This is a genomic window from Prosthecobacter fusiformis, assembly GCF_004364345.1.
In the GTDB taxonomy this organism is placed as follows: Bacteria; Verrucomicrobiota; Verrucomicrobiia; order Verrucomicrobiales; family Verrucomicrobiaceae; genus Prosthecobacter; species Prosthecobacter fusiformis.
The window spans coordinates 126,410-145,465 of sequence record NZ_SOCA01000004.1; the positions used below are offsets into that span (position 1 = coordinate 126,410).

At 52.7% G+C, this 19,056-nt stretch carries 15 protein-coding genes; 4 read left to right on the plus strand and 11 right to left on the minus strand.

The window, feature by feature from the left end; genetic code table 11:
• Window positions 1-42 precede the first annotated feature (42 nt).
• Genes EI77_RS13245 through pseF form a run of 6 tightly spaced genes read right to left on the minus strand, consistent with a single transcriptional unit; the run spans window position 43 to window position 5,968 of the window.
• Window positions 43-1,131, minus strand: coding sequence for an NAD/NADP-dependent octopine/nopaline dehydrogenase family protein (locus EI77_RS13245; RefSeq protein ID WP_166647233.1), 1,089 nt, complete (start codon window positions 1,129-1,131; stop codon window positions 43-45).
• 14 nt (window positions 1,132-1,145) lie between these two features.
• Window positions 1,146-2,417, minus strand: a complete 1,272-nt coding sequence (locus tag EI77_RS13250; RefSeq protein WP_133795762.1) for an ATP-binding protein — start codon at window positions 2,415-2,417, stop codon at window positions 1,146-1,148.
• Window positions 2,395-3,366, minus strand: coding sequence for a glycosyltransferase (locus tag EI77_RS13255; RefSeq protein WP_133795763.1), 972 nt, complete (start codon window positions 3,364-3,366; stop codon window positions 2,395-2,397). The genes EI77_RS13250 and EI77_RS13255 overlap by 23 nt, the downstream gene beginning before the upstream one ends.
• Before the next feature lie 3 nt (window positions 3,367-3,369).
• Window positions 3,370-4,191: a class I SAM-dependent methyltransferase gene (locus tag EI77_RS13260; RefSeq protein WP_133795764.1), complete on the minus strand. Its 822-nt coding sequence runs from the start codon at window positions 4,189-4,191 to the stop codon at window positions 3,370-3,372.
• Window positions 4,192-4,193: 2 nt separating this feature from the next.
• The gene (locus EI77_RS13265; protein WP_133795765.1) at window positions 4,194-5,258 is read right to left on the minus strand and encodes an N-acetylneuraminate synthase family protein; all 1,065 of its coding nucleotides are present in this window, start codon (window positions 5,256-5,258) and stop codon (window positions 4,194-4,196) included.
• A gap of 2 nt (window positions 5,259-5,260) precedes the next feature.
• On the minus strand, window positions 5,261-5,968 hold the full coding sequence (gene pseF / locus EI77_RS13270) for a pseudaminic acid cytidylyltransferase (RefSeq protein WP_133795766.1): 708 nt from the start codon (window positions 5,966-5,968) through the stop codon (window positions 5,261-5,263).
• Window positions 5,969-6,507: 539 nt separating this feature from the next.
• On the opposite strand from pseF, the gene EI77_RS13275 reads away from it, so the two are divergent.
• Together EI77_RS13275 and EI77_RS13280 are read left to right on the plus strand one after the other, a co-directional pair.
• Window positions 6,508-7,164 carry a class I SAM-dependent methyltransferase gene (locus EI77_RS13275; RefSeq protein ID WP_133795767.1) on the plus strand — a complete coding sequence of 219 codons (657 nt, stop codon included), beginning with the start codon at window positions 6,508-6,510 and terminating at the stop codon, window positions 7,162-7,164.
• Window positions 7,165-7,277: 113 nt separating this feature from the next.
• Window positions 7,278-7,901: a hypothetical protein gene (locus EI77_RS13280; RefSeq protein WP_208300350.1), complete on the plus strand. Its 624-nt coding sequence runs from the start codon at window positions 7,278-7,280 to the stop codon at window positions 7,899-7,901.
• A 23-nt stretch (window positions 7,902-7,924) separates the two neighbouring features.
• Here the strand turns inward: EI77_RS13280 and pseC are convergent, their stop codons facing one another.
• Both pseC and pseB read right to left on the minus strand, forming a co-directional pair.
• Window positions 7,925-9,106: a UDP-4-amino-4,6-dideoxy-N-acetyl-beta-L-altrosamine transaminase gene (pseC, locus tag EI77_RS13285; protein ID WP_133795769.1), complete on the minus strand. Its 1,182-nt coding sequence runs from the start codon at window positions 9,104-9,106 to the stop codon at window positions 7,925-7,927.
• Between the two features lie 8 nt (window positions 9,107-9,114).
• Complete coding sequence (gene pseB, locus EI77_RS13290) at window positions 9,115-10,131, minus strand: UDP-N-acetylglucosamine 4,6-dehydratase (inverting) (RefSeq protein ID WP_133795770.1); 1,017 nt, start codon at window positions 10,129-10,131, stop codon at window positions 9,115-9,117.
• Window positions 10,132-10,346: 215 nt separating this feature from the next.
• Here pseB and EI77_RS13295 point away from each other — a divergent pair, with 215 nt between their 5' ends.
• A complete protein-coding gene (locus tag EI77_RS13295; protein WP_166647235.1) occupies window positions 10,347-14,264 on the plus strand; it encodes a translocation/assembly module TamB domain-containing protein in 3,918 nt (1,305 codons plus the stop codon).
• Window positions 14,265-14,650: 386 nt separating this feature from the next.
• On the opposite strand, the gene EI77_RS13300 is transcribed toward EI77_RS13295, so the two are convergent.
• The 3 genes from EI77_RS13300 to EI77_RS13310 all read right to left on the minus strand — a co-directional run bounded on the left by EI77_RS13300 (window position 14,651) and on the right by EI77_RS13310 (window position 18,589).
• Window positions 14,651-15,250 (minus strand): OmpH/Skp family outer membrane protein, encoded by a 600-nt coding sequence (locus EI77_RS13300; RefSeq protein ID WP_133795772.1) that lies wholly within the window; start codon window positions 15,248-15,250, stop codon window positions 14,651-14,653.
• A gap of 57 nt (window positions 15,251-15,307) precedes the next feature.
• Entirely contained in the window at window positions 15,308-17,686 is a 2,379-nt protein-coding gene (gene bamA, locus EI77_RS13305) for an outer membrane protein assembly factor BamA (RefSeq protein WP_166647236.1), read from the minus strand.
• 228 nt (window positions 17,687-17,914) lie between these two features.
• Window positions 17,915-18,589 (minus strand): hypothetical protein, encoded by a 675-nt coding sequence (locus EI77_RS13310; RefSeq protein WP_133795774.1) that lies wholly within the window; start codon window positions 18,587-18,589, stop codon window positions 17,915-17,917.
• Window positions 18,590-18,716: 127 nt separating this feature from the next.
• Between EI77_RS13310 and xseB the strand changes: the two genes are divergently transcribed.
• Window positions 18,717-19,055: an exodeoxyribonuclease VII small subunit gene (xseB, locus tag EI77_RS13315; protein ID WP_133795775.1), complete on the plus strand. Its 339-nt coding sequence runs from the start codon at window positions 18,717-18,719 to the stop codon at window positions 19,053-19,055.
• Window position 19,056: the final 1 nt, after the last annotated feature.

Below are 19,056 nucleotides of genomic sequence, written 5' to 3' on the forward strand. Positions count from 1 at the left end.
TTTCGTGTGGCAGCAGTGGGAGCATATGGGAGAGAGGAGGAGTTAACTGGCCGCTCGTATAATGTCCTGTACATTGAGCCCCTGCAAATCCATGCTCTGCAGGTTGCGTCCTTCAGCCCAAAAGTCACGCTTTAGAAGACTGGAGCCAATATTGACTAGGCTGCGCATGAGCGGCATTTCCAGCCCGACGAGTTCCCCAAATGCCACCATGGGGACAAGTCCTGTCGGAAGATCCTCCGTCAATAGCCGGCTGTGAAGTTGTGTGGGGGAGGTGATGTCATGATAAGCTGGATTTCCACGAAAGCGCTCGCGTAAGGTATCCCCCGAGCTTTCAGGGTAAGCGGCGACAATCCATTCAAAAATAGACTTGAGATTTATCCCATAGCATCGGCCGAGCTTGATGCGCTCTTGATCCAGCTCCAAGAGAAAGTCCGAGACGAGGGGGGATATGTCTTGATAAAAGAAAAACTGTTCACCCCGCTCAATGGCAGCAGCATTGAATAAAACAATGGCCGGATGGAAAATGGCACCAATATTTTCGAAACTGGTATGAAGCAGACTTTCAGCCTCCCTCATTCCCGGCATAAGGCACCGTAGTCTGGGAACGATTTCCGAGGTTCGTGAGTAAGGCAATGCCGCCACGGGGACACATTCTTTAATACCGATCACGCGCACTTCGCATGCACTTGTGGCCCGGCAGGCGAAGATTAAGCTCTGGCTTTCGCAGATATCGATGCGATGGCCGGGCAAAAGAACGTTTAAGACCTTCCGAATCTCGAAAGCCCCCCCCGTGCGTCCTGGTTGTAGAAAGATACACGCATCCGCAGCGAGAAAAGGCGCAGCAGCCTCAATTACTAAACGGTGAGCATCCGCTGTCGTCACCAGCATCACTAAATCCGCATCACGTACAGCTACAGAGATATTGTCAGTCGTCTCTATATCTTCTGCCACGCCTTCGAGGGCGCCTGTGAGTTGTATTTTCCCGGTTGCGCGGAGCTCCTGTAAATGGTTCCAGTTCCTGTTCCAGAGTGTGACTGGCTGTCCTTGCATCCGGAGGGAGGCGGCGAGGGCACGGCCTCCATTACCAGCGCCGAGGATGGCCACTTTCCGAAAAGGCAGTGTTGGGAGCATTTTCTGCGCCTCTCTCATAAAGTGATTTCGCTGGAAAGGATGCGTGGTGCCACTGATTGGATGGTTTGGTCGGTAAGCCTGACTCCCAAATGGATCTGGGATGCTATCTGAGCAACTTGTTGCTCTGCTGTTGCGAGGTCAGATGCAATAAGGGAAAGATAACCGATGCGATCAACATTCGGACCGTCTGGTGCCATGTGACTTCCTACGGGCTTGCGCCATTGCATGCGTGCATCAGCAGGGATTGCTGGTAGTTGAATGCTGGTAAGATGTCCTTCCACAGGCGAGTAAAAAAATCGTTCTACTCCCACACCTGAAATGATTTTTGAGTTGATTTCAGGCTCTTCTCCCAAGGCTTGGCGGACAATAAAGTCCACCATATTCACTCCTGTTAAAGATGGAGCAAGGTGATGAATCATCGGCCCGCCTCCCAAACGTGGACCGACATCAATGACAAGCCATTTTCCCTCTGCCTGGACCAGATCCACATGAGAAGCCCCTATGTCGAGCCCCAATGCCTTATGCAATGCTGAAAGCTGATCTCGGAGCTCTTCTGTTTCGGTTTTACTTAAATCGGTGGGGACCGTGACTCCCGCCGTGCTGATACGCGGGTGACGCCTAACCATCTTTTCAGCAGAAAAAATGAGGTGGGTATGCCCTCGACTAATGAGAGATTCGGCCCCAATAACCCTAGCGTCTGGATAGTAACGCTCAACGACTACCAGTGCGTTTCTGGATTCACGCTGAGCGAGATCAAACCGCTGGTGTATTTCTTCCTCAGAGAAAGCGGGCTCAATTCCTCGGCATCCTGACGCATCAGCTGCCTTTAATAGGAGTGGGTAGCCGTGAATCTGAGCTACACTGACCGCCTCTTCAGCAGAGGAGCATGTTTCTCCAGCAGCCACAGGTACTCCAGCAGCCCGGCAGGCTGCTTTCATTGCATTTTTATCGGTGGCGTTCTCAGCAGCGGCACAAGAGACCGCCGGCAGCCCAAGTTGGGCTGCGACGTGGGAGACTGTGCGGGGCCCCAGGTTTGTTGCCATGGTGCAGATGCCTGAGATCTGATGCTGCCTCGCGGCAGTTGTCACAGCATCCAGATCCGAAGTATCGATGACCAAGGCCTCATCGGCGTGCTCCATGCCAGGTGCGGAAGGATTTCCATCGACGGCCAGTGTTCGACAGCCGAGTTCTCGTGCGCGATGAATCATTGGCAACTGATCATAGCTGCCTCCGATCACCATAAGGGTTCTGAAATGGGTCATGTTAGTTTGAAAAAGTCGACTCAATCAGGGAAGCTACGCGATACAAGCCCTGTCCGTCCACCAACCTCTGTGCTTGGGTGGAAAGGCTGGCGCGGAGGTCTTCATCTTGCAAGCGAACGAGCGTCTGACAGACTTCGTGAGAGGTTTCTGCCATCAATGCAGCACCGTGAGAAACAAATGTACAAGCTGCATCTCGTTGGAGGGGAGTCTGGGGGAAAATAATCATAGGCAGTCCGAGGCGGCAGCACTCATAGGCTGTCATCCCCCCACTGCAAATGACCACCTCCGCTCTCTGGAGCATGGTCAGCATGTCATTTGGGGTCTGATGCAAGGTTAAGCTGCTTGGCCCTTCTTCAAGGCGGCCTCGATATAAAGGTCCAACGACAACATCGAAAAGGAGGCTGGTCACCGTATGTGCACAATCCCGTCCCAGATTCAAACCACGGCCCTCTGCATCTCCTCCCAAAGTGATCAAGACTCGACTCAGAACAGGTGGGGGTAAGTGTGGAGATGCTTTTACAAAAACGTCACGCAGAATGACGAATTCGGGACCCAGATGCAGTTCTCTTCCGGTGAATCTACCATGGAAGTCCGGGCGCGGTATCATGCCATCTATCCGTACGTCCACTTCATCCCTACCCTCGCCCGCCCCGCCGATGCTAAGAACAAGGCCTCTCTTTTTTAACTCTATTACAAGAGGAAGTGGTGTAGCGATGAGATCCAGAATAAAGCCCTGAGGCTCGAAAGCTTGTTCTGCCAGCAATGAATGAAGTGCCTCGACGGACCATTCAGGCATCTCCAACCTGGGAATCCTTCGTGTGATAAGTTCTTGTTGGAGGCTTTCTGAAAGTGGCGGGGTAACCCATACCAAACGCAGGTTTGAAGCGAGCGCGCCAGTCAAGGCTATGCAGCGATGCCAGTGACCCAGCCCTGTCTTGGTGCCGACATCTAAAAATAGGAGCAGAGTTTTCAAATCTTAACTTTTATAGCCGTATACTATCCAGTCTGCATACGCATAGGATGCGGTCGGGTGTAAAATCTCCACATGTCCGACCTTAATATTTTGAAAGATGCTCATGGAGCGATTCACTCTTTCAAGATCAAAAAATTCCAGTTTCAATCCCAGTTGTGCTCCCTCGTTGACGATACGAACTGTCGGGGATTCTGGCTGTTTCGCGCCAGTTAGAAAACGACCATCGTGGTCAGATTTGAACGATACTAGACAGGTGCCTCCAGGCTTTAGAATTGAATACATCACAAAGATGCATTTTTGAATATCGTCCGAATTAAGATAAAAAATAGAACCGCGGTTGACGATAATATCCACGCTGTCTTTGTTTAGGAAGAGATGCTGCATGGGGGCGCACAGGGTAATGAGGTAAATTGTTTCTGAGTCTGCCCCTATACTACAAAGATCGAGAGGATCCATACCTCCAGAGGCCCGACGCTGAATGGCATATATACAATGATCGCCCGTCACTTGGATGTTACTGTAAAGCTCGGCTGCGTCTGTGAGTAGCTCTTGAGGAGTCACCTTTACTGCACCGTGATTACAAAACCAATCTGCCAGTGATTTAAGTCCTGAAGGAGCTAGGTCACTCGCAATGACAAAACCCTGACAACGAACCGAAAGGAGGAAAGGAATCAGATTCCGGCCACTACCTGCTCCCAAGTCTAGCCCTACGCTAAATCCACGCTGGCGACCGCATAAAGCAACGACTTCCTCATCTGGGAAGCGGCGGATTGCCTGTCCTTGAGAATAGAGTGATTCAAATGTGTTTGATTCATCAAGTGCCATAATCAGTTCGGTTTGAAATGAGACCAGGTGAGGGTCGTATTAATTTGTAGGGATTGGGCAATTTTCATACCGACCACTTGATCAAACATAGCTGGGGAAATGCCATTGCCAGGACGTACCACTTTGAGGTGATGTTCTTCAATGATAGTTCCTGCCTCAAGATTCTGAGCTAAAGTGAGCGAGCGGGTGGCTTTCTCACGGCCATTTGTTTCGCATGCCAAAATGCGTTTTCGCGAGGTGCCCATAGCCGAATGCACCCGTTCCATCAGTGTAATAATCTCACCGACCTCGCCAGTTTCTGCACTAAACCAATGGTCGGGTCCTTCACGCTTCCGACTTAGAGTCACGTGTTTCTCAATCAATTGGGCCCCGAGAGCGACAGATGCGATGCACATTTCATGACCCAAGCTGTGATCGGAAAGGCCGACACAGCATTCAGGATAAAGCTGCACCAAAGCTGGTATGGTGCGTAAATTCATCTCTTCGGCAGGTGCCGGATATGTGGCGACGCAATGCAAAATTGCCAGATCTGTGCAACCCTGATCGAGCAAGGTTGCTATGGCGGTATCAGATTCCCCGAGTGTACATTTTCCTAGAGAAAGAATGATGGGAAGGCCCATTTTGGCCAGATGTTTAAGGAAACGCAGATGCGTCACGTCTGATGCGGCAACCTTGAAACAACGTGCCCCGATCTCAGCCAGCTTGTCAGCCCCGGCTTCAGAAAAGGGCGTGGCGAAAGGCTCGATACCTAATTCCCGAGCTTGCTTGAAAAGGACAGCCAGATCGGGTAACTTGAGGCTCATCCTGTTAAACATGTCACCGACGGGTTCGCTTCGGCGGGCATCTGCCGGTCCCCATTCGACAATCCGTGCGGTGTCAGCCACAAGTTCTTCAGCGGTATAAAACTGAAATTTAGCCACTTTTGCGCCCTGGCTGGCAAGTTCAATCAGCATCTCAGCAGCGACCTGGGGATCACCATCATGGTTGGCACCGATTTCGGGGATGAATAGCGGGGGGGAAGAAGAACCGCCAACATGAACGTTGCCAACAAGGAATTGCGCGGCCATAATTACTCAGAAATAGGTTCTTTTTGGAGCAGAAGTTTAAAATACAACTCAGCTGTCTGCCAGTCTTCAGGGGTGTCTATGTCCTGAACGCGGTAACGGGGAAGAATGACGGGAATTGCGGCTGGGGAGTAAAATGAGACGCCTTTCATGTAAGGCTCAGTGCGGCCCCAATAAAATTGAGCAGCATCATGGTAGGCATGTTCCAGATCTTGGGAGCGTGTCTGCTGAAACTGCGGCTGGAACATTTCCATCCGTCCGTTTGGGTTGATCTTTAATGCCCGCTGAATAGGGAAAGGAAAGGTAGTTACGCTGAAGGCTAGATCTGCTGTGGAGGCCATAAGGGCCTCCCTTCCTGCACACAGATCCGCAGGCCTAACAAACGGAGCGGTGGCATACAGACAGCATACCAGATCCGGATGATAGCCGGATGTCTGTAATTGATGGACGGCATGCTGCACAGGGGCGCGGATCCCAGCCATATCATCGGCCAGTTCACTTGGGCGCATAAAGGGAATTTCAGCACCCGATGCGCGGCCGATATCTGCGATTTCCTCATCATCGGTGGAAACGATGACATGATCGAAAATGCCCGCAGCTTTTGCTGCCTCGATAGGCCATGCAATCATGGGTTTGCCACAGAATTCCAAGATGTTTTTACGTGGGATGCGCTTACTGCCCCCACGCGCTGGGATAATGCATACGCACTTCATTGGACGGGTTGGTTAATGCAGAAATTTGCTTTGGATGCCACCTCAAAAGAACAAGCTCGGATGATAACTTTTTTAGCCAACGAGCGTCCGTTCCATCCGCTGAAAAATTTCGGCAAAGGTGGATTTTGAGTGGCGAGCATGATGGATAATGTCTGGAAGCTTGCACTGGAAGCTAAACACGGCAAGAGCCATTTCTCTTCAGTCCGGGGCCTCGTAACTCAAAATAGATGCCCTCTGGTTTTGAAAAATGTTCGACCCAAAAGGGTATTGTGCACTCCTTTTGGTACCATTCTCAACGGCGCTGTTCCCATTCATAAATTTCATGCTGGCCGGGGTGGGGGTAAGTGTAACGCAGCGTAGCCACCAAGCATGGAACCAACTGCTGTGAATCTCAGCTTTTTTTTAAATTGACCGCCCTATGTGCGGCCTGATGAGGAGCATCCGTCTTTTGACTCAATAGTCCCTCGACAAGCTCTGATTGGTATATTACACCTTAATGCTTGTCCTGCGGACATAAGCCAGACAAAATTCCTGCTGTCATGCCATCCATCTTAAGAAAGCTTTTTCGCCAGTCCAAAAAAAATAAAGTTGGAAAAGAGCAGAAGTACAAAGGGTCAGTAGCCTTGACTTATCTGGAAAAACGTGCCCACAAGCCGGATTGGCATCAGGAGTGCTTATACTTGGCCAGCTTGATGAAACTATTGCCCGATGGCCTGAGGGTCTTAGACGTTCCTTTCGGTACTGGTCGCTTCCTGCCTTTTTACCTTTTGAAAAGCTGGGATGTGACAGGGGCGGATATCTCTGAGGACATGCTCTCCGTCGCCAGAGAATATAATCCCCCAAACTTGGTTTCCTATAAGGATTGCCTCAGTGACGTGGTCAGTCTCCCATTTGCTAAAGCTGAGTTTGACCTGGTAATTTCATTTCGCTTTTTGGGCTACATTTTGACCACGGAGAAAGCGGTAGAAGCAGTCCGTAAACTTTCTTCGCTCACTCGCAAGCATGCCATTTTTGGTGTGCAGCATTTGCGCGAGGGTGTGCCGATGGGGCCAAAAGATAAAATGGGCCACCGCATGTATTGGAAGGATGTGGAGGCGTTGCTTTTGGAGTGTGGTTTCAGCATTGTCAAAAAAGAGGAAGCCAGTAGCAGTGAGGAAACTTGCAACACGTTGGTACTGCTGGAAAAGCGTTCCTAATTCAGTTTTCTGCGACGGCGATGATAAGTTTAAGGAGGCTGTTTATCAGGCGTGCGCCGGCATCTTGGTGCCGATATCTTCCTATTCATGTGCCAGACGATGCCAGCACCTTAATGATGGATCCCTCCAAGCTGGAGTCCATGATAACGGTTTCAGATTTCAAAAAAGTATCCCGGTATGGGCTTTGGCTGCCTCATGGTTGGACCGACAAGGCGAAACCTGTGGGGCAGGAATTAGCGCTGCATCCCTCTTTACGAGCCATTTTTCATGATAAGATTTCGTACAAGGATACTGACCAATACCGCAAAATGCACCATGCGGTGGAGCAGTATCTCCATGGCAAGGTGAAGAGACCTTCCTTAGCAGGAGCCTACTGGTGCCGCAGCTATGAGGACATTGACCGATACTTTGAAATCTTGATGGGATGCTATGAAGACATCCGGTTAAACGGTTACAAGTCGCAAACGGAGCTAAGGCAGATTGATCCGACCATTGTGAGAAGCAACTTGGACGAGATCAAAATTGCAGTGGACTCGCAAGGCAAGGCTATCTTCATCGGGAAGGGGGGGAATCATCGATTCTCAATCGTGCGCAATTTGAAGATTCCTGTCATCCCGGTAATACTCGTCGGGGTGGATAAAGGGTGGGCGCGTAAAAATGTGACCCTCAAGGGATACGGCTCGGACGCTGCTTATGAGTCCGTACGATTAGTCGTGGAAGAACTGCTAAGGCCTTGATTCTGGCAGCTGGGGCAGAAGAATTAGGCTGCTGCATGCAATGCTTGGCAAAGTGCCTCTTTCACTCGCATTACGTCCAGGTCGGTCATGGCCGGAAACATCGGCAGAGTGATGCATTCTTCATAGTAACGCTCAGCCTCAGGGAAATCGCCTTTTTGGAAACCAAACTGACGGTAGTCCGGCTGGAGGTGAACGGGAATGTAATGTACATTCACGCCGATGTTTTGCGCCCTTAAGCTCTCAAAAACCTGCCTCCGAGTAAGTGGGGCAATCGCCTCGAGATCCAGCCGGATCATATAAAGATGCCACCCGCTGATGCCCCGTGGATCACGTGCCAGGGGGCGTAAAGGCAGTCCCGCGAGCGTGCGGTCATAGAGTTCTGCCAGTTCCTGCCGACGTTGGGCAAAGCGGTCCAATTTTTCCATCTGGCTGGCACCCAGAGCTGCCTGGAGATCAGTCATCCGGTAGTTGTATCCGAGTTCGATCTGCTGGTAATACCATGGACCATCGCTTTCCCCCTGCATGCGGGAGGATTCGCGGGTAATTCCATGGGTCCGCAGGGCACCAATACGCCAAGCCAGTTCTTCATCATTGGTGGTGATCATGCCCCCTTCGGCACTGGTGACGATTTTCACAGGATGAAAACTATGGGAGACCGCATCCGACCAGCGGCAGTTTCCTATGCGTTCTCCTTCATAACTGCCGCCTAATGCATGGGCTGCATCTTCCAAAATACGGAAACCATACTTCTGGCTCAGGGCATGGATGCGCGGCATGTCACATGACTGGCCGGCGAAGTGGACTGGCACGACGATCTTTGGCAGCCGACCCTGTTTTTCTGCCTGCTGGAGTTTGGCCTCCAGGCGGTCTGGGCAGAGACAGACGGTTGCAGGATCCACATCCACAAAGTCCACCTGCGCTCCGCAATAGCGCCCAGCATTGGAGGAGGCTACAAAGGTAATCGGGGAGGTCCATAGCCAGTCTCCCTTACCCAGTCCCATGGCCTGGGCTGCACAATGAAGCGTGGCTGTGCCATTAGAGAGGGCGATGCCATGGCGTGCACCGCACCAGTCAGCCACGGCTTTTTCAAAGCGGGGAATGGCTGGCCCCTGGGTCAAAAAATCGGATCGCAGCACATCTACCACGGCAGCGATGTCCGCCTCGTCCAGAGACTGACGACCATAAGGCAGGAAATCGGAGGCCATCGGGAAGATCAGGTCAGATCAAAAGACGGGTCCACGTGCTCGCGGATCAGAGCCCGGATTTCAGGAACGGTCATCCATTCGCTATTAGTGCCGGAGTTGTAGGCGAAGTCAGGGGGCACCGACGTACCATTGTGGTGATCACAAAACCTCTTTTTCGTTGCTTCCAGTCCCTGGTTGCTGCTGGGGAAGATGATGTAGTAGCGGTCCGTCATGATGGTCTGCATCGCATCTGTGGACGTGACCATTTCTTCATGGATTTTTTCTCCAGGACGAATGCCGACAATGGGCTTTACGCAGTCTGGGCCGATGGCTTCTGCAACATCGGTGATCCTGTAGCTGGGGATCTTTGGGACGAAGATTTCGCCGCCTAGGGCTTTCTCTAGCGCGTGTTGGACAAGGGCCACACCTTCTTCAAGGGTGATGTTAAAGCGGGTCATGGCCGGGTCCGTAATGGGGAGAACGCCTGTCTTCCGGCGGTCCAGGAAAAAGGGAATCACAGATCCCCGTGAACCCATGACATTGCCATATCTCACGACGCTGAAACGGATATCGCGGCTGCCCTTGACGTTGTTGGCGGCGATAAACAGTTTGTCCGAGCAAAGTTTGGTAGCCCCGTACAGATTGATTGGCGCGGCAGCCTTGTCAGTCGATAGAGCCACGACATTTTTAACTTCTGCATCGAGACAGGCTTCGATCAGGTTTTCAGCACCGAGGACGTTTGTTTTGATAAACTCCATCGGGTTGTATTCCGCGGCGGGCACCTGCTTGAGGGCGGCCGCGTGAATGACGGTGTCAATCCGTTCCAGCGCCCTGCACAGACGATTACGGTCGCGAATATCCCCGAGGAAGAAGCGCAGCCGGGAGTCCGTGAACTTTTGGCTCATCTCATACTGCTTGAGCTCATCGCGCGAATAAATGACGATGCGCTTGATGGATGGGTCGGCAAGGAGGGTTCTGATGCATTTCTGGCCGAAAGAACCGGTGCCTCCGGTAACGAGAATCGAGCGGGCTGATGACACAATAATGAAAATCCTGGGTTGGTGCGGGCGGGGAAGCGCTGAGTTAAGTCTTGATCAGTGATGCTGGCAAGACGGGATTTCATCTCAGAGTGCTTCATGGGCCCTTAATTCTGAGAGTTTGCAGGAGTTCTGTGTCAGGTGCCCGGCCAAGACATCGGTCAGAGACGAACAACATCTACACGGTCGTTGCAATCACGCGTCTTTCCGTGAATGAGTAACCCGTGTCGCAGCCGCCCCCGTCTCCGCCTCCTCGCCGCCGTTTTTGGAAATGGTGCAGGCGTGCATTGTATGCCACGCTCCTGCTGATCATCGTCCTGGCGGTCTTTCATCGTCCGATACTTCGGGCGGTCATCCGTTGGGTAGGGCCTAAGGCGGCGGCATCGCTGAATTTGCCTCTTAGCTGGCAGGTTGAAGGCAGTCTATGGGGGGATTTTAAGTTTGCTAACATCGAAACAGGCGGCGGTGAGGGGCATTGGTTGCCAGTTGCAAAAATCGGGGAACTGAGTGCCACTTACGACTGGAGACTGCTAAAAAAAGGTGATCTGGAGCATGCTGTTAACCGGGTGACTCTTCACGATGTGGAGGCGGAGTTGGATCTTGGAAAGCTGCCAGCTAGCAAGAAAGCTGAGCCAGCTTCTGCCAAAGAAAAAACACCGGGGAAATTGCCCATTGTCTGGCCTCGGACCATTGATATTAAGAATGTTAATGCAGCGATCACCCTCGCGGATGGCGGGAAATTGATCGTTCGTGGACTCACGTTGCAAATCGGAGAGGGGATGCCTGGTATTCTCGAATGTCGGGAAATTCGCCGGGAACCGGGGGATCTCGCGTTGGAAAATATCAAGGCCGATGTCGTTTGGGAATCTCGTCGCATCACCATTCAAAATCTAACGCTACCTAAAGCAGTCGTGTTAGAGCGGCTGGCTGTGAATCTTCAGGGACTGTGGGAAACGGATGCGTCGGCAGCAGTGGATATGCAGATTGGGCTTGGGGCGGCTCGTTTGGGAGTGGAAGCCTCAGCTTCCGGTTTGTTACAACCACCGCTCCTGTTCCAGGCGAAAATTCAAGGCCGTGATCTCCGCTCAGAAGAACTGCATACACTGGGACTTCCGAAAGATGTCTTTTTTGAAAACGGCACACTGGATTTACAAGCCGCCGGTGATGCACTGAAGCCTGTGGAACTGGGAGTGGATGTGGCCTTCTCGCTGGCAAACATCCGTTCAAAAGGGGCCACCATTGATGCGGTCTCCATGAAAGCAACGGTCAAGGATGGCCGGGCAGAAGTGATGTCTCTACAGATCAACCGTACGGAGAATCGCCTGGATCTCACTGCTGTTGCGAATCTCCCTGCGGATGTCAAGGATCTGGCCACGAGTCCTTGGACCGCGAGCTTGCAAGGCAGCCTTCCAAAAGTCACAGATTTTCTGGATCAACCGCCCCAGGTGTTAGGGAAACTGATGTTGAATGCCACCGCAGAAGGGAAGGGGAGCGTAGCAACGAAAGCACAGGGTGAACTCATGGGCGAATCCCTCGCTTTTCAAACGTATAAGCTGACCCAATTGCGCACCCTTTTCTCTCTGGATGGAAAGCAGGCCAGCGTGGAAATACCAGGCCTGGAACTCGGTGTTGGGAATTCCATTACCTTGAATGCGACCATGCAGATGGAGGATGCGATGCCCGTGAAGGCTTCCTGGCAGATTCGGGTTAGCGATCCTTCCGCTTTGATGAAAACCACGGGGCTGACTCCGCCACCCGAGCCGGTTGCTGGGGTCATAGAGTTGATCGGAAAGGCTTCCTTTAATATTCAGGATCTCAGTGCCAAAAACTATAACGGGCTACTGGCGGACATGAATCTTTCCGTCAACCAGGGCGGATATGGGGAGGGTCGAATCCAGGAGCTTTCACTACGCACGCATGTCGAAAAAGGCAGCGCCTTCCTGGATTCTGCGGATGTGCGCTTTGATGCCGAGAATGTGATCAAGCTCACCGGACAAACGCTCGTCCTGGAGCCCTATACTTTTCAGGCCAAGGGGGATATTAACATGGCCCAGCTCACAAGCCTCAATTCTTGGCTCAGGACTTTCAAAGCCCCTTTGATGGAGAGCGGCGGGCTTAACGGAGATCTGAACATCACGGGCCGGTTGCAGCCATGGCAATGCGTCGGCAAGGTGAATTTGAATGCCAGTGCAGTGAAGACCGTGGCGATGCCTGAGGCCGCCACTCTGGCTCTGGAGACTGCTTTTGAAGGCACTGTTGCCGATTTGAAACATCTGGAAGCTACTCTGGGGCCTTGGCGTCTTGCGGTTAAAGGGACTGTGGATGAAAAGCAGGCCCGTCTTGCCGAACTGAAAGTATGGCAAAACAAGACGGAACTGGTAAGCGGCAGTGCAACTATTCCGTTTGATCTTACTAAAGCAGACGGCGCTGATGGGCAGCCCATGCAGGTCTCGCTCTTGGCCAAAGACCTGCGAGTGGATGAAATCCTGGCTGCGGCAGGCATCACCAGTCTTCCTTCAGGCATCCTTAATGCGGATATCCGCGTGAACGGCCGTCTTGAAACCGCGGAGGGTCGGATCTTCGTCGAACTCAAAAATGTGAAGGTGCCCAATGGACCCAAGGCTTTTCAGCCAGCCACCCTACGATCTGAAACTGTATTGGAAAACAAGCGCATCAGGACCCGCAGTACCTTTTCGCAGCCACCTCTGCAAACGTTAACCGCAGAGGGGGATCTTCCATTGGACCTTCCCGCATTGATCAAATCTCCCGGTGCACTCAATGACACACCTCTGAATTTCAGACTCCAGATGCCGGAGAGTGACTTGAGCTTTTTACGCGAATACGCTCCTGACATGATTCGGTCCATCCCTGGCCGTCTTAAATTGGATGCGAAGATCGCCGGTACGGTTGGCAAGCCAGTCCTCACAGGTGGCGTGGATCTCGACATCAAGGAGGTGGCCTGGTCCAAGCCAGACCTACCCTCGGTTCGAAGTGTGCGCGCTTTGATCCGTGCCAATGGACAGAAGGTGGAAATCCAGGAAGTCTCGGCCGTGCTCGCAGGGGGGAGGGTGAAGCTTTCAGGTGCGGTTGATGCCACGGACGTGAAAAATCCAGGGTTGAATCTGAGCCTGGAAGCGCGCGAGGCACTCGTATTCAGGGATCCTACCACCTCCGTGCGTGCCAATGCTGACATCACATGCCGTGGTACGCTTCAGCAATCCACGGTTGCAGGGTTGGTTGAGGTGGTTCGTGGTCGGGTATTCAAAGAAATCGATCTTCTGCCAGTATTGAAGCTTCCTGTGGATGTCCCTCCCGTGCCTGTGAATACTGGCCGAAGTGAAGCCAAGCTAACTCTGCCACCGATCATTAAAGACTGGCTGTTCAACGTCAAAGTGCTTACCCGGGACCCGGTGCTCATCTCAGGCAATCTGGCCAGCGGAGCTGTCTCGGCAGATGTGAGGCTAAGTGGCACGGGAGCGTCACCGCAACTGACTGGGGGGGCCAATATTGACCGCCTTTTGTTGAAGCTGCCCTTTAGTACGGTCAAAGTGACCAAAGGAGTTGTTACCCTGCGGCCTGCGCACCCTTTCGATCCAGATTTGGATATTCGAGGTGAGTCTCGCATGGGCAGCTATGACATCACCCTTTATATTTACGGGGATTCGACCAATCCAAAGACTCGTTTCACCAGTTCGCCGCCCATGAGCGAATCGGATATTGTGACCATGCTAGCTACTGGTACCACCCTGGATGGGTCCGCGAGTGAGTTGGCATCCGAGGCTGCCACTCGAGCTGCCTTTCTTTTCCTCAGCGAATTTTACCGCAAGACTTTCAATAAAAAGAAGGTGGTCCGTGAGGAGCCTCCACGCTTGAACATGACCTTCAATCCTTCCGGTGCGGACCGCAGTAATGACAGTGTCCAGGCTTCTTATGACCTTTCGGAAAACTGGCGTGTGACTGGTCGCTTCACCCAAACGGGACGTATGAAAGCCCTGCTGGGATATGTCCTTCGTTTTGGCAAGGCGGCCCGGGCCATGGATGAAAGGCCTGAATCCAGCCTAGCCTCACCTGCCACAGTCAGTCCCATGGCTGATCCGGTGCCGTCGGCTCCCGAGCCGCCAGCTTCTGCCCCAGCACCTTGATTCGCTCCAACCTTCTGTCATATGACGTTCGTGCAGTAGGGAATACGAAGAGCCGACCGGACAAGACTGATCGCTCTTCCCTGGAACACTGCCGCTTATTACCAAGGCTTGAGCAATGGTAAAATCGGAGGACACGGAGACCGGTGTAAGCCAAAGTAGTCCAAGAGCTTAGCTCGCCAAACCCCCGCTTCTCATTCGACTCAATCTTGTCCACTTGGACGCAACTGCGGCGGGTTGTGCTTCACCCAGTTGGGCTTGTCTTTGATCAGCGCTCTTCCGATTAAGCTCGGTCACACGTTGAGACGTGACGGATGACTTGAACCCCAAATAAACAAAAAGGGCACGCCCGAATATGATTCGGCGTGCCCTTAAAGACGGAGAAAAGATTATTCCGTAGCGGCAGGTGCTGCTGGTGCAGGGCTGGCTTCAGCTGCTTTGTTGAGTTCTACAACGATCTGGTCTGTGATATCCACAGCGTCTTTGTAGTAGATAAGAACCGGAACCGTGGAAAGGCTCATTCCCGACTTGTCGAAAATGAAGTCATAACCTTCGACCTTGGCCTTATCGCGAACGACAACGAGGATCTCGTCATAGATGCCACGACGGATCTGAACGTCTTCCTGCTTGAGCTGGCTGGAGCGGCGGTTCTGCTGCTCTCCGATTTCCTGCTCAAGGGTGCGCAGTTCTTTACCCTTTTCTTCAAACTCAGCCGCTTTTTTAGCCCGCGCGTCAGGAGTCATGATCGGATCACTGGCTTCCTTTTTGAGCTTCTGCATGTCGTTCATCAGGTTCTTATAAACGGCCCAGCGGTCGTTCATTTCCTTTTGAGCCTTGTCCACATTGCCTTTGAAGTCCTCAGCGGCTTTTTTGGTTTTGTGGAACTCAGAGAAGGCTTTCGACATGTCCACCACGCCAAATTTCAAATCGGCGGCACTGGCAAGAGTCAGGCTGGTGGTCAGTAAAGCTAAAGTCAGAAGACGAATCATAGAATGGGTATATGTAAAACTAACAGGGAATGTGTTCAATTTGAGTCTGGAACAGGCTTAGAATTTGTAGCCCATGTTGAACTGGAAGCGTGGGCTGCCACCGACGAAATCGTCTTTCACGAGGGGCAGGCCCAGGTCGAGACGGATCGGGCCGATAGGCAGGAACATGCGCAGACCGATACCAACGTTGGAATAGATTTCGCCATCACCCACGATTGGGCCACCATTTTCGATGGTTCCGACGCTCCCACCTTCAGCCGTGATGTCCGTGGAGATGTAACCGACGTCATAGAAGACTGCCCCGCGCACTTTTTCGATGATCGGGAAGGTGTATTCAATGCTGGCGTAGAGGGAGACATTGCCGCCGATAGGCTCACCCGTGCTGTCTTTTGGACCAGCTTCGCGGAAGTCATAACCACGAAGGTTATTGGCACCACCCAGGAACAAGCGCTCAAAGATCGGCACATCACCGTTGCCTGTGGCGGAACTGCCCCAGCCATCCACCATGCGGGCCATACCCTCAAAGCTCAGGATGGTGTCACCAGGAAGGGAGAAGAACTGCTGACCGCCGATGTTGGCACCCCAGACCTCAACATCACCACCCAGACCGGAGGCCATCAGACCTGCCTCAAACTTGTGGCCCTTACGTGTGATAAACACGCTGTCGCGGGTATCATGCACGAAGCCAAAGTCCACTTTGCTCTGAACGAAATCACCGTCTTCGTTGCGGATGAGTTGGCTCGGATCTTCATCTTCCTGGACATCCACACTGACGTTCTGAAGCGTGTAGGTCGTTTCGAAATAAGCGTGCTCACCGATCGGTTTGCGCAGGCTGAGGGAAAGTCCGGCATTGGTCTGCTCATAACGGTTCTCGGTAGAAAGGTAGAACATGTTGCGGTAGAAAAGCTCAGTGGTGAAAGACAGCTTCTGACCCAGGAACCAAGGCTCCGTGATGGAGAGGTTGAAGTCCTGACGGCGTGGGCCGTAACGGATGTTCATGTTGAAGCGCTGGCCTGCACCGCGGAAATCGCCCCAGTCGGTGATGTCAAAGTTTGTCTGGGTCACGTCAATGAATCCGACGATGCTGTCAATCGAACTGAAGCCGGCGCCAAAGTTGACGGAGCCTGTTGGCTTCTCAGTGACATTGACTTCGATATCCTTAAATCCTTCCACTTCGGTCGAAACTGGGCGGATGGTCAGAGGATTGGCTTCAGATTTGCCTTCGAAGTAGTTCAAGTTTTCCAGACGGCTTTGGGCTGTTTCCAACTGGACAGTGTTCAGCTCGTCACCAGGGGACATCGGAAGTTCGCGGCGGATGACTTCATCTTCGGTCTTCATGTTGCCGCTGATGTTGACTTTGCGGATGTAGGACTTGGTGCCTTCATACACACTATAGGTCACGTTGAGCATGCCAGGGCCAGCGTCAGACAGGCGGGTTTCCACCCGTGCATCAGCATAACCACGGGAGCCGTAGTAATCCTGGATCATTTTTTCATCACCACGGACATCGCTGCCGGAGTATGGGAAACCAGCTTCCATGCGGATGGCTGGAGTCAGTTCATCCTGAGAGAAAATGGTGATGCCTTCGATGACCACTGCGGCTACGTCGTATTTGCCGCCTTCGGTGATTTCAAAAACGATGGAAACTTTGTCATCGCTCACCGCTTCCCGGCGATAGCCCACTCTCACATAAACATAACCTTCGTCCTGGTAGGCTTCCTCAATTTTGCGCACGTCTTCAAGCACGGCCTGATTGTCCAGCTTGCCAGCTTTGCCCCACAGGCGCCAGAAAGTCTTCTCTTTGGAGGTCAGCTTAGAGCGCAGAGTGCGGTCACTGATGGCTGTGTTTCCTTCAAAACGAATGTCACCGATCAGGCCACGACCGCCTTCTTCGATCTTGAACAGAACGGCTGAGAAACCTTCTTTGCTGGAGGGAGTTACGTCATAGGTCACCACCACATCGGAGAAACCTTTTTTGGAGTAAAGGTCCAGGATTTTCTGCTGAGCTGCGGTCAGCTTGGCATCATCCACAGGATCACCCACCTTGATTTCGATCTCTTTATTCAGCTTGGCGTTATCGAAAGCTGCGTTACCCAGGAAACCAAGCTCAGCGATGCCGCCACGTCCAGAGATGGTGACGATCACTCTTACGCCGCCCGGGACATTGACTGCATTGATATCCACGTTTTCCACTGCGCCCGTTGCATAAAGGGTGCGCAGGTCGCGCTCCACAGATTCATCTGTGTAGGGTTCGCCTTCGCGAGTGGACATTTGCGCACGGACACGTGCGGGGTCCATCGTTGCAGCCCCTTTGAATACAACATCAACTTCACGGACGATCTTCCTGCCGGTAGCAGCGGGGGAATCCAGGGAAACCTGGGCCTGAACGCCTATGGATGTGACGGACAGAAGAACAGCGACCAGGAAAGGGCGCAAAGCATTTTGGGGAGAAGAGAGGACTCCGTGAATCATAGCAGCTTGAGTGGGTTCGGGAGAAGGACTGAAGGCCTCCGGCCCAAAGGGACAGGAGTTGCGCAGTAATGCTGACCATAATAAGGGGCGTCAAGGTGTAAAAACAGGTTTGATCTCTAAGTTTAACAAAAGAAATCCCGCCGCGTCTGCTCAGACGAAGGCGGGAAACGGCAAAAAATGACGATTTATCCCTTAGCGGAACAGCTCGCGGAAGAATCCACGCGTCTCTTTCCGGGCGTTGTCGGTCCAGTCCCAAGTTTTGCGAGCTGCACGTTTTACAGCTCGTGCGGCACGCTCGCCTTCGTCACCTTCTGCATTGGCTGAGGAGGGAACTCTGGGGGACCAGTCCTGAAAACTAACCGCTCCAGTGGTTGCAGAGACAACGACAAAACCCACTTCGTAGCCCGTTTCGTCCTTCAGGGCCATACCCCATTCTGGAGCACCCGTCTCGGCATTGGTGGCCAACTGGTAATCAATGCTGGTAAAAGTGGTCTGTGCGAGAGCTGCGGATTTGGCGGCGACCACGCGTGCATCAGCACTACGATACAGCAGTTTGCTGAAATCAATGGCAGTGGCAGGTACACGGTCCAGGATTTTTGTGCCTGCTCCTGCCGGACTGGCTTTCCAGGCGATGCCTTCCATCGTTACACTAATGCGCAGAATGTCTGCCGGACGAAATGGGTCCCGGGCATAGGCGGTCCACTCAACTGGCTCTGCTGTGGTGCTGCTGCCTTTGATCAGCAGGATACTATCAGCAATGGCACTGCCAAAACTTTGGGTGACTGCCTGGGGCACCTCAGGGTTGGCTTGCAGGCTGGACAGAGCTGCAACAAACAAGAATGTGAGGCTCGGAATAAATTTTTTCATGGTGACGGGAGCTTAGTTACGGTGCGAAAATGAATCAAGACGGCTTTAATCATCCGCCTAACTTCGGTTTTCCTGCTTGCGGCTGCCTCCTGTGTCCTGATAATGCGCGCCCTTCAATCACCCTCTCATGAGCGCCCCCTCTCAATCTGAACCTTCCTTCGAACAGGCCATGGAACGCCTGGAGGAAATCGTTGTTTTGATGGAAGGCGACCGCATGCCCCTGGATGAAATGGTCACTAGCTATGAAGAGGGCATGGGCCTTCTCAAGGTCTGCCGCCAGCGCATTGATGTGGCTCGCCGTCGCATTGAGGTCATCACCGCTGATGCAGAGGCCAAGCCGATCGTTGCGGCCTTTGACCCGACCAGCGCCGAATTAATTGAAGAGAAATCCAAGCCTGCCGCCCCCGCCCGCAAAAAGAAACCGGCCGAGGTCGAAGAAGACACTGACGACATCCGACTATTCTGAC

Bases quoted from the DNA above. Each gene is read 5' to 3' on its own strand.
- EI77_RS13300 (WP_133795772.1), bottom strand. From the start codon at position 15,250: ATGATTCGTCTTCTGACTTTAGCTTTACTGACCACCAGCCTGACTCTT.
- EI77_RS13265 (WP_133795765.1), bottom strand. From the start codon at position 5,258: ATGGCCGCGCAATTCCTTGTTGGCAACGTTCATGTTGGCGGTTCTTCT.
- pseC (WP_133795769.1), bottom strand. From the start codon at position 9,106: ATGGCCTCCGATTTCCTGCCTTATGGTCGTCAGTCTCTGGACGAGGCG.
- EI77_RS13260 (WP_133795764.1), bottom strand. From the start codon at position 4,191: ATGGCACTTGATGAATCAAACACATTTGAATCACTCTATTCTCAAGGA.
- EI77_RS13310 (WP_133795774.1), bottom strand. From the start codon at position 18,589: ATGAAAAAATTTATTCCGAGCCTCACATTCTTGTTTGTTGCAGCTCTG.
- pseF (WP_133795766.1), bottom strand. From the start codon at position 5,968: ATGAAGTGCGTATGCATTATCCCAGCGCGTGGGGGCAGTAAGCGCATC.
- EI77_RS13280 (WP_208300350.1), top strand. From the start codon at position 7,278: ATGATGGATCCCTCCAAGCTGGAGTCCATGATAACGGTTTCAGATTTC.
- EI77_RS13275 (WP_133795767.1), top strand. From the start codon at position 6,508: ATGCCATCCATCTTAAGAAAGCTTTTTCGCCAGTCCAAAAAAAATAAA.
- xseB (WP_133795775.1), top strand. From the start codon at position 18,717: ATGAGCGCCCCCTCTCAATCTGAACCTTCCTTCGAACAGGCCATGGAA.
- EI77_RS13245 (WP_166647233.1), bottom strand. From the start codon at position 1,131: ATGCTCCCAACACTGCCTTTTCGGAAAGTGGCCATCCTCGGCGCTGGT.